Source organism: Sinorhizobium chiapasense (assembly GCF_036488675.1).
GTDB lineage: Bacteria > Pseudomonadota > Alphaproteobacteria > Rhizobiales > Rhizobiaceae > Sinorhizobium > Sinorhizobium chiapasense.
In genome coordinates this window covers 3,844,641-3,860,902 of record NZ_CP133148.1, presented here as the reverse complement: position 1 = coordinate 3,860,902, position 16,262 = coordinate 3,844,641, and the positions used below count along the sequence as shown (strand labels likewise).

Here is a 16,262-nt window from a genome sequence, read left to right as displayed (position 1 = left end):
AAAACCCGGATCCAAGATCCGGGTTTTGCGTATGCCCTTGCAGTCGACGAACGATCAATAGTCGTCGTCTTCATCGTCCTTGCGATCCGACTTCAGCGACTTCAGCTTGGCGAAGACGGCATCGGCGTCGATTTCCTTCTCTTCCTCGCGGTCGAAATTGTAGCCGACCTTTTCGGTCTCCTGTGCTGCCTCCAGCGTCGCACCCACCTCGGCTGCCGTCGGCAGCGGGCGACCCTTGGCGGCGCGTTCGACTTCGAGATCGAGGTCGATCTGCGAGCAGAGGCCAAGCGTCACCGGATCCATCGGCGTCAGGTTGGCCGAGTTCCAATGGGTACGTTCGCGAATCTGCTCAATCGTCGTCTTCGTCGTGCCGACCAGACGCGAAATCTGCGCGTCCTTGAGTTCAGGATGGTTACGCACCAGCCAGAGGATGGCGTTCGGACGGTCCTGGCGCTTGGAGACCGGCGTGTAGCGCGGGCCCTTGCGCTTGGAGTCCGGAACGCGAACCTTCGGTTCGGAGAGCTTGAGCTTGTGGTTAGGGTTCGCCTCGCCGCGCGCGATCTCGTCGCGGGAAAGCTGACCGGTGGCGATCGGATCGAGGCCCTTGATGCCCTGCGCCGATTCACCGTCGGCGATCGCTTTCACTTCGAGCGGGTGCAGCTTGCAGAACTGCGCGATCTGGTCGAACGACAGCGCCGTGTTGTCAACGAGCCAGACGGCGGTTGCCTTGGGCATAAGCAGTTGCTGAGCCATGGATATAGTCCTTTCGTCCGTCCGCGCCGGTGTCGCGGGCCGTGGAGTCTACCACTGATTTCCGGGAATTGAGCGCCTCTATAACGTCCCTGTCGCGAAATTGCAATTCTTTCAGTACCGAATGTCCTTTTGTCTAATTGCGGGCAGGCTTTGACCTGCTATGAATCGTGACCGAAGCGGGGGCGGCTAGGAGCGTTGCCCCTGACCAGGAATGTGCAGGGAGGAAAAGCATGTCCGACAAGACCTATCCGGTTCTTAAGTCTGCCAAGAGCCGGACGCTGCTCGACAACGCGACCTATCTGAAATGGTACGAGGAAAGTGTGTCCGACCCGGACAAGTTCTGGGGCAAGCACGGCAAGCGGATCGATTGGTTCAAGCCCTACACCAAGGTCAAGAACACGTCCTTCAAGGGCAGGGTGTCGATCAAGTGGTACGAGGACGGACTGACCAATGTCTCCTACAACTGTATCGATCGGCATCTCAAGACACATGGCGAGAAGACCGCGATCATCTGGGAGGGGGACAATCCCTATATCGACAAGAAGATCACCTACAACCAGCTCTACGATCAGGTCTGCCGTCTCGCCAACGTGCTGAAGAAACACGGCGTCAAGAAGGGCGACCGCGTTACCATCTACATGCCAATGATCCCCGAGACGGCCTATGCCATGCTCGCTTGCGCGCGCATCGGTGCGATCCATTCGGTCGTCTTCGGCGGCTTCTCGCCCGACGCGCTTGCCGGCCGCATCGTCGACTGTGAGTCGACCTTCGTCATTACCTGCGACGAGGGCGTGCGTGGCGGCAAGCCGGTGCCGCTCAAGGAAAACACCGAAAGGGCGATCGATATCGCCGCCAAGCAGCATGTCATGGTCAACAAGGTCCTGGTCGTGCGCCGCACCGGCGGCAAGGTTCCTTGGGCACCAGGTCGCGATTTCTGGTACCACCAGGAAATCGCCACGGTGAAGCCGGATTGCCCGCCGGTGAAGATGAAGGCGGAGGATCCGCTGTTCATCCTCTACACGTCGGGCTCGACCGGCAAACCCAAGGGCGTGCTGCACACGACCGGCGGCTATCTCGTCTATGCGTCGATGACGCATGAATATGTCTTCGACTACCGGGATGGCGACATCTACTGGTGCACGGCGGATGTGGGCTGGGTGACCGGCCATTCCTATATCGTCTATGGACCGCTTTCCAACGCCGCGACGACGCTGATGTTCGAGGGCGTGCCGAATTTTCCGGATGCCGGCCGCTTCTGGGAGGTCGTCGACAAGCACAAGGTCAACATCTTCTACACGGCGCCGACGGCGATCCGTGCGCTGATGGGCGCCGGCGACGAGTTCGTCAGGCGCTCCTCGCGCGCCTCGATCCGCCTGCTCGGCACGGTCGGCGAGCCGATCAATCCGGAAGCCTGGGAGTGGTACTACCGTGTCGTCGGGGAGGAGCGCTCTCCCATCGTCGATACCTGGTGGCAGACCGAAACGGGCGGCATCCTGATCACGCCGCTGCCGGGCGCAACCGATCTCAAGCCGGGCTCGGCGACCCGGCCGTTCTTCGGCGTCCAGCCGCAGCTCGTCGACAATGAGGGCAATGTGCTCGAGGGCCAGGCAGACGGCAATCTCTGCATCGCCGACAGCTGGCCGGGCCAGATGAGGACGGTGTATGGCGACCATGCCCGCTTCATCCAGACCTACTTCTCCGCCTACAAGGGCAAATATTTCACCGGCGATGGCTGCCGTCGCGACGAGGACGGCTACTACTGGATCACCGGCCGCGTCGACGACGTCTTGAACGTCTCCGGCCATCGCCTCGGCACGGCGGAGGTCGAATCGGCGCTCGTCTCGCACCATCTCGTCTCGGAAGCCGCCGTCGTCGGCTATCCGCATCCGATCAAGGGACAGGGCATCTACTGCTATGTCTCGTTGATGGCAGGCGAGACCGGCAGCGACGATCTTCGCCAGGCCCTCGTCAAGCATGTCCGCTCGGAGATCGGACCGATCGCCACGCCCGACAAGATCCAGTTCGCGCCCGGCCTGCCGAAAACGCGGTCCGGCAAGATCATGCGCCGCATTCTCCGCAAGATCGCCGAGGACGATTACGGCTCTCTCGGCGACACCTCGACGCTTGCCGATCCCGCTGTGGTCGACGATCTGATCGCCAATCGCCAGAATCGCGCGTGATGTGAGGGGGTTTGGCGAGCGTGAAGGCGCCGTGAAAGCCCCTCATCCGGCCTGCCGGCCACCTTCTCCCCGCTTGCGGGGAGAAGGGACGTTGCGGCAATCTCCCCGACCCTGCCTTGCCTTGCGGAGAGGCTCGACATCTACTTCCCCTCTCCCCCGCTCGCGGGGAGAGGGCCAGGGCGAGGGGCAGTCCTGAGCCGGATTCCGAACGCAGCCTGTGTGCTGCGCTGAAGATCTTCCGGGCATTACTTCGCGATTGAATAAGCGTCGATTCGCGGCCGAAACAACGGTCCCGCCGGCAGCGTCTCAGAAATCGATCGCCCGACCCTTGATCTCCCAATCGCCGAAGCGCGCCGGATCGAGCCCCCCGCGACCGCCAAGCTCGGTCGGCATCTTTTGCGGTTCCGCCGCCCGCCGTCTCTCCTCCGCCTCCTTCAGCGCGCGCTGAGCGGCTGCCGGCAACGGGCGTTTGGGGCGATCGGGCGCATTGTCGTTGTCGTTCTGCATGGGATGCCGGATTTCCGTGATATTGAAGAGCGTGGGGTTTATACCCATCATATAAGCGGTTCCGTGCGGACGGAAACCCTGATTCACGTGAAACGTTCGCGTAAGGCGTGCGGAAAGAAAGCGACTGTGCCTGCCTCCGCCGCGATTGCCGAACGGATGACGAGACAAACATGCCTGGAGCTCATCCATGAATATCATGCGCACCGCAATGCTGCTCGCCGTCATGACCGTCCTCTTCATGGCCGTCGGCTACGTCATCGGCGGCCGAGGCGGCATGATGATCGCCCTTGTCATCGCCGCCGGCATGAACTTCTTCTCCTACTGGAATTCCGATCGCATGGTCTTGAGGATGTACCGGGCCCAGGAGGTGGATGAACGCACCGCGCCCGAATATTACGGGATCGTGCGGGATCTGGCGCGGAATGCCGGTTTGCCGATGCCGCGCGTCTATGTCATCGACAGTCCGCAGCCGAACGCCTTTGCCACCGGCCGCAACCCGGAGAACGCGGCGGTTGCTGCATCCACGGGCCTGTTGCATTCGCTTTCCTATGAGGAAGTCGCCGGCGTCATGGCGCATGAGCTTGCGCATATCCAGTACCGCGACACCTTGACGATGACGCTGACGGCGACGCTTGCCGGCGCGATTTCGATGCTCGGCAACTTCGCCTTCTTCTTCGGCGGCAACCGCGACAACAACAATCCGCTCGGCTTCGTCGGCGTCCTCGTCGCGATGATCGTCGCGCCGCTCGCGGCGATGCTGGTGCAGATGGCGATCAGCCGGACGCGCGAATATTCCGCCGACCGGCGCGGCGCGGAAATCTGCGGCAATCCGCTCTGGCTTTCCTCTGCACTCCAGAAAATCGCCGGCGCGGCGCATGTGATCCACAACGATGACGCCGAGCGCAACCCGGCGACCGCGCATATGTTCATTATCAATCCGCTTTCCGGGGAACGGATGGACAATCTCTTCTCGACCCATCCGGCCACCGAAAATCGTGTTGCGGCGCTGGAGGAGATGGCGCGCGGGATGTCGATGGACTCGACGCCGCCGGTCCGCGCTGATAATTCCGTGCGCAAATCGCGCTCTGTCCCGAAAACCGGCTGGGGTCGCGGTGGTTCCGAACCGCCCAAAGGTCCCTGGTCCTGATGCCCGACGACAAGAAAAACGATTCACGCCCGAAACGAAGCCGAGCTCACAAGGCGCCGCCGAAGACAACGCGGCGCGGCGCCGGTGCCGCGACGGCGGAGAAGCCGGGTTTGAAGACCCGCCAGGCGGCCGCAAAGATCCTGGCAGCCGTTGTCGACCGCAAGACCTCCCTCGACGGCATGCTCGACCAGGAGCACGGCAATCCGGCCTATCGCGAACTCAATGACGCCGACCGCGCGCTGGTGCGGGCCATCCTCAATTCGGCGCTTCGGCACCTGCCACGCATTCGGGCGGCAATCGACTCCCTGCTGCAAACGCCGCTGCCGGAGGGGGCTCGCGCGCTCGACCACGTGCTGACGGTTGCCGCGGCGCAAATTCTCTATCTCGACATTCCGGACCACTCCGCCGTCGACCTTGCCGTGGAGCAGGCGCAAGCCGACCCGCGCAATCGCCGCTTCGCGAGCCTCGTCAATGCCGTTCTTCGCCGGCTCTCGCGGGAAAAGGACGCCATTCTCGCCAAGGTGAAGGCCATTCCGGCAATGCCCGACTGGTTTTACGATAGGCTTGTCGGCCACTACGGTCGGGAGCAGGCGGAGCGCATATCGGCGGCGCAGGAGGTTCCGGCGGCTATCGATCTGTCGGTGAAGTCGGACCCGGCCGCCTGGGCCGAGCGCCTTGGCGGCACGGTTCTTCCGACCGGCTCCGTCCGGCTTGGAGCTTTCTCGGGCGCCATTCCGGCACTGCCGGGATTTTCGGAAGGGGAGTGGTGGGTTCAGGATGCGGCTGCCTCCATTCCGGCGCGGCTCTTCGGCGACCTGACCGGCAAGAGCGTCGTCGACCTCTGCGCGGCCCCGGGCGGCAAGACGGCACAGCTTATCCTGGCTGGTGCAAAAGTGACGGCGCTCGATCAGTCGTCCAGCCGCTTGCGGCGCCTGAAGGCCAACCTGGCGCGACTCGGCCTCGAAGCCCGGACGAAGGAAGTCAACATGGCCGACTTCCAGCCGGAGGAACTCTTCGACGCGGCGCTGCTCGACGCCCCCTGCTCTTCCACGGGAACGACGCGCCGTCATCCGGATGTGCTCTGGACGAAGGGGCCGGAGGACGTCGAGAAGCTTGCTGGGCTGCAGGAACGCTTGCTGCGCCACGCGCTGACCGTCGTACAGCCCGGTGGGCTGGTGGTCTTTTCCAATTGCTCGCTCGATCCGCGCGAAGGCGAGGAGGTGGTTGCACGCGTCGTCGGGGACGGCGAGGATTGTGAGCGCGTACCCATTGCTGCCGCCGATTGGCCGGGTCTCGGCGAGGCGATCACGGAGCGCGGCGAATTTCGCACGACGCCCGCCATGCTGCCGCTTGCAGCACCCTTCTCCAGCGGGCTTGACGGTTTCTATGCCGCGGTGCTCCGCCGCAAGCGCGCCTGAAGAGCGGCCGTTGTTGGTGCAATCGCCGCCGTCAACAGGCTGTTTTGCAGCGACAATTGACGCTATCGGGGCCGTCGGCCTATCAATGGCGATAGGATTGATAAAAGTTTAATGATCTTTCCTGCACCATCTGCCGGAAAGGGATTCTGGCGCAAGCCGGGCATGCGCTCCAGCGCCGTGCGTTTTTCCAGACGCCGAAGGTCGCTGCAGTGGCCTCCGGCGCTTCGAAAAGGGTCCGTTGCAGGAATAAGGAAACCGACGGGCGCTGATGGTGTTTTCCGGTAAGCAAAGGCTTCTTTACCTGTATCTGCGGGAAGGCTGGCGTCGATTTTCGCGCCGCATCTCGCTCGGTCGCCTGACGGCGATGCGCTTTGCCGGATCAACTCCGGACCGGCTGATCGTGGCGCCGACCGATCTGAGGGCGATCGATCCCTTTGTTGCTGAAGAGATTCTTGAGGGGCGCTTTCCGCTTGCCGGCCGCGTGCTCGATACCGAAGGCGAATCCCCTTTCGAGATCGATTTGCCGTCGCATGAATTTGCGGCGCGGCTCCATTCCTTCGGTTGGCTGCGGCATCTGCGCGCGATCCGCGAGGATGCCGGCTATGTCAGGCTCCGGCAGATCGTCGACGACTGGATCGGCAGCCATGGCCGCAGCATCGGGGGCATTGCCTGGGAAGCTGACGTGATTGCCCAGCGCATCATCGCCTGGCTGTCGCATTCGCCCGTGGTGCTGCGAAACGCCGAACACGGGTTCTACCGACGCTTCCTGAAAAGCCTGGCTTTCCAGGTACGCTACCTTCGGCACATTGCGGACACGGTCTGCGACGGCGAGGCGCGCCTGCGCGTGCGCATGGCGCTCGCCATGGCATCCGTGTCGATGCCTGCCTCGGTTTCCGCCATCCGCAAGGCCTCGCGCAATCTCGATCTGGAACTCGATCGCCAGATCCTGCCGGACGGCGCGCATTCGTCGCGCAGCCCCCGGGCGGGGCTCGAGCTTCTGCTCGACCTGCTGCCGCTCCGGCAAACCTACGTCAACCTTGGCCACGATGTGCCGTCGCGGCTCATTCCCTGCATCGACCGGATGTATCCGGCCTTGCGTTTCTTCCGTCACCAGGGCGGCGAACTGGCACTTTTCAATGGCGCGACCTCGGTTCTGGCGCACGAACTCGCCTCGGTGCTGCGTTACGACGAAACAGCCGGAGAGCCGTTCCACTCGCTGCCCCATGCCCACTATGAGCGGCTGTCGCTCGGCGAAACCGTCGTCATCATGGATACCGGGCGCCCGCTTTCGATCGACCTTTCGCGTAGTGCCCATGCGGGTTGCCTCTCCTTCGAGATGTCGTCGGGCAGAAACCGGTTCGTCATCAACTCCGGCGCACCGAAGTTTGCCGGCGAACGATTTCGCCAGATGGCTCGCGCGACCGCCGCCCATTCCACTGTGACGGTCAACGATACGTCCTCGTGCCGCTTTTCCCAATCGCGTTTCCTGGGGCCGATCATGACGTCCGGGCTCTCGGCGGTGCTGGTCGAGCGAAGGGACGAGCCGGGCCGGATCGAATCCCTCTGGGCCAGTCACGACGGCTATCTCGCGTCATTCGGCCTGCTTCATGAACGTGATATCAGCATCTTGAGCGGAGGCCGGTTGCTTCGTGGGCGCGATCGGCTTTCGCGAGGGGATGGTGCCGATCCGGATGCGGCCAACGCCGCCAGTGCCGTGGCCCGCTTTCACATCCACCCGGCGATCGCGATGCGGCGGGCGAGCGACAGCGAGATTTATCTGGCCGCGCCCGATGGTGAGGCCTGGCTCTTCGCCTGCCGGGATGGGGAGTTGGCGATCGAGGAAGATATCTTCTTCGCCGATCCTTCGGGCGTGCGGGCCTCGTCTCAGATAACCGTCACCTTCGCTGCCGCTGCACAGCCGGAAATCCAGTGGACTCTTACCCGCGAGAGCTAGGCCCCAAGTCTGGATCGTCGCCTATTTTCCGCTCGCGGCGGCGCTGAAGGTTCCTTCACGGGGCAAGCTATGCTAACGGGCAGCCATCCCAATCGCCGGCACTTTCTCCCCAAGCGTCCGGCGCCGCCAAAGGAGCATGGTTGATGGCTGTCGCCTCCAAGAAAATCCCCGCCCCGGACAAAGTCCGGATCCGCACCGCCCTCCTCTCGGTTTCCGACAAGACCGGCATTGTCGGGCTCGCACGTGCCCTTCATGAAAAAGGCGTGCGCCTTGTTTCGACGGGTGGCACGCACAAGGCACTGTCGGACGCCGGGCTTCCGGTCAGCGACGTTTCAGAGCTGACCGGCTTTCCGGAGGTCATGGATGGCCGCGTCAAGACGCTTCACCCCGGTGTTCATGGCGGCCTGCTCGCCATTCGCGATGACGCCGAGCACGTGGCGGCGATGGAGAAGCACGGCATTGCCGCCATCGATCTTGCCGTCATCAATCTCTATCCGTTCGAGGAGGTTCGCGCCAAGGGCGGCGATTATCCGACGACGGTCGAGAACATCGACATCGGCGGCCCGGCGATGATCCGGGCCTCGGCGAAGAACCACGCCTATGTCACGATCGTCACCGATCCCGCCGACTACGCGCCGCTTCTCGAAGAGATCGCCGATGGCACGACGCACTATGCCTTCCGCCAGAAAATGGCGGCGAAGGCCTATGCCCGCACGGCGGCCTACGATGCCGCGATCTCCAACTGGTTCGCCGACGCGCTCGATACCCCGATGCCGCGCCATCGCGTGATCGGCGGCGTGCTCAAGGAAGAAATGCGCTACGGCGAAAACCCGCATCAGAAGGCGGGTTTCTACGTGACCGGCGAGAACCGGCCGGGGGTCGCGACCGCCGCGCTGCTGCAGGGCAAGCAGCTTTCCTACAACAACATCAACGACACCGACGCCGCTTTCGAGCTCGTGGCCGAGTTCCTGCCGGAAAAGGCGCCGGCCTGCGCGATCATCAAGCACGCCAACCCTTGCGGCGTGGCGACCGCGCCGTCGCTTGCGGAAGCCTACCGCCGGGCGCTCGCCTGCGATTCCACCTCGGCCTTCGGCGGTATCATCGCGCTCAACCAGGAGCTCGACGCCGAGACGGCGGACGAGATCGTCAAGCTCTTCACCGAAGTCATCATTGCGCCGTCGGTCAGTGACGAGGCGAAGGCGATCATCGCGCGCAAGCCGAACCTTCGGCTGCTTGCGACCGGAGGCCTTCCGGATCCGCGCGTGCCCGGCCTTTCGGCAAAGACGGTCGCCGGCGGCCTGCTCGTCCAGACGCGCGACAACGGCATGGTCGAGGACCTCGAACTCAAGGTCGTGACCAAGCGCGCGCCGACCGCGCAGGAGCTTGAAGACATGAAATTCGCCTTCAAGGTGGCGAAGCATGTCAAGTCGAACGCCATCGTCTACGCCAAGGACGGCCAGACGGCCGGTATCGGCGCCGGCCAGATGAGCCGTGTCGATTCCGCCCGCATCGCCGCCATCAAGGCAGAGGAAGCCGCCAAGGCGCTCGGCCTCGCCGAACCGCTGACGCGCGGTTCTGCGGTGGCATCAGAGGCGTTCCTGCCCTTCGCCGACGGCCTCTTGTCGGCGATCGCCGCCGGCGCCACCGCCGTGATCCAGCCTGGCGGCTCGATGCGTGACGAGGAGGTGATCGCCGCGGCAAACGAGCACAACGTTGCCATGGTCTTCACCGGCATGCGCCATTTCCGCCACTGAGCCTGCCGACAGCCTGTTCGCGAACCCGCCGCGCTGCCGTGCGGCGGTTTTTTATGCCGGGCGATGCGCCGGATAGGGCGTGCGGATAAGTATGACGAGGCCGACGGCGAGGAAAGCGACCAGCGCCATCATGCCGATCCGGGCGGAATCGGCCAACACCGTGATCGTAGCGACAGAAGCGGGTGCAAGAAACGAGGTCGCGCGTCCGGAAAGGGCATAGAGGCCGAAATAGCGCCCTGCTTCCTCGATCGCGACGCTTCGGGCGAGATAGGAGCGAGACGAGGCCTGAACCGGTCCGAAGGCGATGCCGACCAGGAGGCCGTAGAGAATGTAGGCCTTTTCCGCCGCCGTGCCGAAGAGACCGCCCGAATCCGCCGCCGGAAGCTCGATCAGCCCGAACAGCGTGAAACCGGGGCCGGTCGAAACGATCCCAAGCGTGGCGATGGTGAGACAGACAAGGCTCGCGACCACGATCGTCTTCGAGCCGAGCCGCGCATCGAGCCAGCTCGCACAAAGGCAGCCGACGATTGCGACGACGTTGAGGATGATGCCGTAGATGCCGAGTTCCATCGTCTGCCAGGCGAACATCCCCGCAGCAAAGGTGCCGCCGAGCGCCAACAGACCATTGACGCCGTCTTGAAAGATCATCCGGGCGATCAGGAAGCGCAGTATCCCCGACCGTTGCTTCAATTCCGCGAGCGTGCCTCTCAACTCAGAAAGGCCCGTCGCGGTGGCCTTGCCCAAGGACATCGCCGCCTTTTCCGCATCCGGGGTGAACAGGAACATCGGCAGGATGAAGATCAGGTACCAGGTGGCCGAGATTGGCCCGGTGATGCGGGCATCCTCGCCTTTGGCGGGATCGAGGCCGAAGATCGGGTCGAGGCCGAGTGCCGTCTTGCCCGTCGCAGGGTTTCCGGCAATGAGCGCAACGACGGCGATCAGGACGATCATGCCGCCGAGATAGCCGAGCCCCCAGGCAATGTTCGAGATGCGGCCCACTTCCTTCTCGCTCACCAGGCGCGTCATCATCGAATCGTTGAAGACGATCGAGAATTCGGCGGCGACGGTCGCCAGAGCGAGGAAAATCGCGGGATAGAGGATGGGTGAGCCCGGTGCGGCGAACCACAGCATGGCGAGCGAGGCGATCTTGATGACGGCGAAGAAGCCGATCCACGGCTTGCGCGGCCCGGTTGCGTCCGCGATCGCGCCGAGTACCGGCGAAAGAACCGCGATGATGATGCCTGAGACAGTCAGCGTATAGCCCCAGACTGCCTGCCCTTGCACATGGTCGGCCGTGAGTCGGGAAACGAAATAGGGCGCGAAGATGAAGGTGGTGATGACGGTGAAGAAAGGCTGCGCGGCCCAGTCGAACAGCATCCAGCCGATGATGCCGAGGCGTGATGCCCTGGGCTGCTCCCTCGCTACGGCCGTAACGTCCAATTTCCCCTCCTGGATCTATCGCCCCCGCCGGCTGTTTCGGCGAGGGCGATAACGCGTTGAAATCGCGATTAAACCCGAAGCGGAATCAGTCCTCCGGGCCGATTGCCCGGACGGACTGTGTCATTTCGCCTTGGCGCGTGCAAGGTCGTTGAGCAGGCCGGCCGCGACCGTGATCTTGGCGAGTGTCGTCTCGCCCTTCTCGGTGAGCAGCTTCAACTGGTCGTCGACGCGCGAGACGCGTTCGCGATCGCTGTCCTGCCAGGCAAGCACCGGATTGCGTTCGCGCTTCTGCTCGACGAGTGCGGCGACGGTGATATCGCGCCGTGCGGCGCCGATATCGGCGACGGCGCGCGAAAGCGCCATGGCCTCGAATTGCTCCGTGGCAGGAACGCGATCGGCCGCGGCGAGCAGCCGGTTGATCCTGAGGTTCTCCGTCACCGTGAAATAACCCTGCGCGGTGCGGCTCAGCGTTTCCTTCGTTTCGGTGGAGATCTGCATGATCTCCGGCACGAGGGTCATCAGCGACAGTTCGGCGATTTCCTCCGCGAGCTTTGCCGGTACGCCGCTTTCGATGAAGGTCGCGGCCTTCAATCGCGCTTCTTCGGCGCCTTCGCCGGAAATCGCGGTGCGCATCGTGCCGCGCAGCTTCTGCAAGCCGTCACGCAGACGCGAAACCGCATCGGATACCGGCCCCCTTGCGGCGCCCGTGCGCAAAGCCTTCTCGGTGACGAGGGCGAAGATGCGGGCCACCTCCTGATAGAGCGCATTCTGAACGCCGCCACCGACTTTGTTGTCGAGCGCGTCGATCTCTCCGTAAATCCGCTGCAGCTCGAAGCCGTCGAGGGCCAGCACGGCAGCCTTGACGACGTCGCTGGAAAGAAAGCCGGTCGCATCCGTCAGCGTCGAAACGAAGGCGGGACCGCCGCGGTTGATTGTTTCGTTGCCGAGGACCGTCGCGATGATTTCGCGGCGCAGCCGGTGGCCGCGGATGTCGCCGGCATAGGTCTTGCGCATCTTTGCCGGGAAATAGCGTTCGAGCGTCGTGGTGAAATAGGGATCGTCCGGCAGATCGCCGCCGATCAGCTCATCGAACAGCACCAGCTTCGCATAGGAGAGCAGCACGCCGATCTCGGGGCGCGTCAGCGGCTTGCCCGCCTGGTAACGCTCGCTCATGGCGAGTTCCGTCGGCAGGGTCTCGACCTTGCGGTTGAGGTGGCCGTCGGCCTCGAGCCGCGCCATCAGCCGCGCGAGCGACGTACGGTTCGCGATACCCTGCTTTTCGGTAAGCGAGATCGCCAGCGATTGCTGGTAGTTGTTGCGCAACACAAGATGGGCCACCTCGTCGGTCATCGACGCCAGAAGCGTGTTGCGCTTCGGCCTTGTCAGACGACCGTCCCGCATGGCGGAAGCAAGCGCGATCTTGATATTGACCTCGACGTCGGAGGAATTGACGCCAGCCGAATTGTCGATCGCGTCGGAATTGCAGCGCCCGCCGGCAAGCGAGAAGCCGATGCGGCCCTTCTGGGTGACACCGAGATTGGCGCCTTCTCCGATGACAAGCGCACCGACCTCTTCCGCCGCGACGCGGATCGCGTCGTTGGCGCGGTCGCCGACCTCGGCGTCCGTTTCATTGCTGCCGCGCACATAGGTGCCGATGCCGCCGAACCAGAGCAGGTCGACCTGGCTCTTGAGGATGGCATTCATGATCTCGAAGGGGGTCGCCTTCTGCTTGTCGATGCCGATTGCCGCTATCGCTTCCGGCGTCAGCGTCACGGACTTCTCCGTGCGCGAGATGATCATCCCCCCCTGCGATAGCGCCTTGCGGTCGTAGTCCTGCCAGCTCGAGCGCGGAAGCGCGAACATGCGCTTGCGTTCGGCGAAGGAAAGGTCGGTATCCGGATTCGGATCGATGAAGATGTCGCGATGGTCGAAGGCGGCGATCAGCCGGATCTTCTCCGAAAGCAGCATGCCGTTGCCGAAGACGTCGCCGGACATGTCGCCGACGCCGGCGACGGTGAAGGGTGTCGTCTGGATGTCGATGTCCATCTCGCGGAAATGACGCTTGACGGTTTCCCAGGCGCCGCGGGCGGTGATGCCCATCTTCTTATGGTCGTAACCCGCCGAGCCGCCGGAGGCAAAAGCGTCATCGAGCCAGAAGTCCGCTTCCTGCGCAAGCCCGTTGGCGGTGTCGGAGAAGGTGGCGGTACCCTTGTCGGCCGCGACCACGAAATAGGGGTCGTCGCCGTCGAGCCTCAGCGTATCGGCCGGTGGCACGACATCCTGGCCGACGATGTTGTCGGTCACCGACAGCAGCGTGCGGATATAGGTCTTGTAGGCCTCCGTGCCGGCCCTGAAAATTTCATCGCGCGTTCCGCCGATCGGCAGCTGCTTCGGGTAGAAGCCGCCCTTGGCGCCGACCGGGACGATAACGGCATTCTTCACCTGCTGTGCCTTGACGAGGCCAAGCACCTCGGTGCGGTAGTCCTGTGCCCGGTCGGACCAGCGAAGGCCGCCGCGCGCCACCTTGCCGAAGCGCAGGTGTACGCCTTCGACCTCGGTGCCGTAGACGAAGATTTCGCGGAAAGGCCGAGGTTCAGGCAGGCCGTCGAGCTGTTTCGGGTCGAGCTTGAAGGCAAGAACAGCGCGAGGCTTGCCGTCCGCATCCCTCTGGAAATAGTTGGTCCGGAGCGTCGACTGGATCACGTTGACGTAGCGGCGCAGGATCTGATCCTCGTCGAGGCTCGGCACTGCCGAGAGCGCTTCCTCGATCGCCGAAAGCGAGGCGTTACTCTTCTTCGTGCGCGCCTTCACCTCGGTCTTCGGATCCATGCGCGTCGCAAACAGCCGGAAGATGTCGGCGGCGATCGCCGGGTATTTGTTCAGCGTGTCGGCGATATAGCCCTGCGAATAGGTGATGCCCGCCTGGCGCAGATAGCGCGCATAGGCGCGCAGCACCGTGACTTCGCGCGCGGTGAGGCCCGCAAGCAGGATCAGACGGTTGAAGGTGTCGTCCTCGGTCGTGCCGTTCCAGGCGGCGAGAAACGCCTCTTCGAGCGCCGGACCTGTCTTGGCGAGATTGAGCGCATGTCCGTCCCGGTGAACGAGCTCCATGTCGTGCAGCACGACGTGCCGTTGTTCTTCCGCATGGGAGGTGACGCCGATGTCGTAGGTCTGCTCGCTGATCACGCGGAAGCCGAGGTTTTCCAGAAGCGGTACGCGACGCGAGAGCGAAACCGGATCCTCCGCGTGGAAGATCTTGAGTTCCAGTGTGTCCGGCCTTTCCTGCTGTTTATGATAGAACGAGATGCGGATCGGGTCGTCGGCCTTGCAGGCAGCGATGTCGTGGAGGTCGTCATACGCCTCCGTCGGCGTGAAGGCCGCCTGATAGGCTTCGCCAACCGCGATCTCGATGCCGTCCTTGCGGGCAAGCAGGTTGAAGCGATCGGTCCAGCGAGTGACGATGCTGCGAACTGCCTCCTCGAGCTTGGCCTGCGGAACCCGCGGTGTCTTGCCGGCGTAGCGGCCAATGATGAAATGGACCCGTGCCAGCCCGCCTTCGGGGAAGGCCGGGTAATAGGCGGAAACGCGGCCGTCATAGGCCGTCTTCAGATAGTTGCCGATCTTCTCGCGCACATCGGAGTCATATTGCTCGCGCGGCACGAAGACGAGGATCGAGACGAAGCGGTCGAAGTGGTCGATACGCGGCAACACCCTGATGCGCGGCCGATCGCTGAGTTCGTTGATCTGCTCGCAGAAGGCGGCGAGCAGCCCCACGTCGATCTGGAAAAGGTCGTCGCGCGGATAGGATTCCAGCGTGTTTGCCAGCATCTTGCCGGAATGGCTCTGGGGATCGTAGCCGAAATGGTCGATGATCTTTTCGATCTTGTGCCTGAGCAACGGTATTTCCGAAGCCTGGCGGGTGTAGGCCGTCGACGTGAAGAGGCCGACGATGCGCAATTCACCGACCACGTTGCCGGAGGCGTCGAAGCGCTTGACGCCGATGTAGTCCATATAGGCACGGCGGTGGACGACGGATTTCACATTGGCTTTGGTGACGATCAGGAACTCGGGCCCCTCGAGGAAGGCGAGGATTTCCGGCGTCGTCAGCACGGCATCCTTCCCCTGGCGCAGCACGCGGACGTCAGGATTGGAGAGAAGGCCGAGGCCCCTGCCCTTGCCGCGTTCGACCTTCGCCTTCTCGCCCTTGCCGGAATAGGTGTACTCCCGCATACCGAGGAAGGTGAAATTGTTGTCCCTTAGCCAGCGAAGGAAAGCGAGCGCCTCGTCACGATCACTCTTCTTGCGCGACGCATTGTAGTCTTCCAGTTCCTGCATCGCCTGCTTAAGCAATGCCGTCATCGCCGGCCAGTCGTGGACGGCCTGATGGACCTGCTCCAACACCTCGGCAATGCGCTTGCTCAGCGAACGCGCTTCGAGCGGCGCGAGCTTGTTCAAGTGGATCTGGATATGGCTCACCCGGTGGGCCGGGTCGCTTTCCTCTTCCGGATCGAACAGCTTGATGGCTTTGCCGGGTTCCATGACCAGAATGGGATGGATCGCGAGGTGGATGTCGCGGTGGGTGCTCGTCACCTCGCCCATGACCGAATCATAGAGGAACGGCATGTTGCGTTCGGTGACGGCGATGATCGAGACATCGGTGCCACCCGGCGCGACCCCTGGTACGGTTTCGACCGAAACCTGCGGCTTGCCGCCGTCCCAGCGCGCCAGTTCCTTGCGCGCATGCGCGGCGGTCAGCGCCAGCATGTCGGCGGTGTAGAGATCGAGGTCGTCATTGCTTGCCCCGCCGAAGAGGATCTCAGGCGCCAGCGCCTCGGCGCCGATCTTGCTTGCAGCCGCCTTGGCCGCGTCGATATGCCTGTCCCGTTTCGGATTGTATTTCACGCCCATGAACTCTCTCCCCATTCGTGATAGAAGAACCTATCAGAACCATGGCCAATGGCGACCGTTTTATGCTCGATTTCGGCAAAATCGAGCCGAAGTTTGGAGAAATTCACGCGATTTCGGCCTAAATCCATTTAAATCGAAGGCGATTTTGCAAAAATTGCTCGAAAAACCGTAGAAACGAACGAAAACGCCGAAGTGCTGTTT

At 63.2% G+C, this 16,262-nt stretch carries 9 protein-coding genes; 5 read left to right on the top strand and 4 right to left on the bottom strand.

The window, feature by feature from the left end:
• Positions 1-54 precede the first annotated feature (54 nt).
• Positions 55-753, bottom strand: coding sequence for a DUF1013 domain-containing protein (locus tag RB548_RS18380; protein ID WP_331372648.1), 699 nt, complete (start codon positions 751-753; stop codon positions 55-57).
• A 230-nt stretch (positions 754-983) separates the two neighbouring features.
• Between RB548_RS18380 and acs the strand changes: the two genes are divergently transcribed.
• A complete protein-coding gene (gene acs, locus RB548_RS18375) occupies positions 984-2,933 on the top strand; it encodes an acetate--CoA ligase (protein WP_331372647.1) in 1,950 nt (649 codons plus the stop codon).
• A gap of 306 nt (positions 2,934-3,239) precedes the next feature.
• Here acs and RB548_RS18370 read toward each other — a convergent pair whose 3' ends face one another.
• Positions 3,240-3,491, bottom strand: a complete 252-nt coding sequence (locus RB548_RS18370; RefSeq protein ID WP_331372646.1) for a DUF1674 domain-containing protein — start codon at positions 3,489-3,491, stop codon at positions 3,240-3,242.
• Between the two features lie 136 nt (positions 3,492-3,627).
• Between RB548_RS18370 and htpX the strand changes: the two genes are divergently transcribed.
• The 4 genes from htpX (at position 3,628) to purH (ending at position 9,713) form a co-directional block, all read left to right on the top strand.
• Entirely contained in the window at positions 3,628-4,587 is a 960-nt protein-coding gene (htpX, locus tag RB548_RS18365; RefSeq protein WP_331372645.1) for a zinc metalloprotease HtpX, read from the top strand.
• Positions 4,587-6,005, top strand: a complete 1,419-nt coding sequence (locus RB548_RS18360) for an RsmB/NOP family class I SAM-dependent RNA methyltransferase (protein WP_331372644.1) — start codon at positions 4,587-4,589, stop codon at positions 6,003-6,005. Before htpX ends, RB548_RS18360 begins: the two co-directional genes overlap by 1 nt.
• 268 nt (positions 6,006-6,273) lie before the next feature.
• Positions 6,274-7,959, top strand: a complete 1,686-nt coding sequence (locus RB548_RS18355; protein ID WP_331372643.1) for a heparinase II/III family protein — start codon at positions 6,274-6,276, stop codon at positions 7,957-7,959.
• Positions 7,960-8,102: 143 nt separating this feature from the next.
• Positions 8,103-9,713 (top strand): bifunctional phosphoribosylaminoimidazolecarboxamide formyltransferase/IMP cyclohydrolase, encoded by a 1,611-nt coding sequence (gene purH, locus RB548_RS18350; protein ID WP_331372642.1) that lies wholly within the window; start codon positions 8,103-8,105, stop codon positions 9,711-9,713.
• Between the two features lie 51 nt (positions 9,714-9,764).
• On the opposite strand, the gene RB548_RS18345 is transcribed toward purH, so the two are convergent.
• Entirely contained in the window at positions 9,765-11,153 is a 1,389-nt protein-coding gene (locus RB548_RS18345; RefSeq protein WP_331372641.1) for an MFS transporter, read from the bottom strand.
• 120 nt (positions 11,154-11,273) lie between these two features.
• A complete protein-coding gene (locus RB548_RS18340; RefSeq protein WP_331372640.1) occupies positions 11,274-16,061 on the bottom strand; it encodes an NAD-glutamate dehydrogenase in 4,788 nt (1,595 codons plus the stop codon).
• Positions 16,062-16,262: the final 201 nt, after the last annotated feature.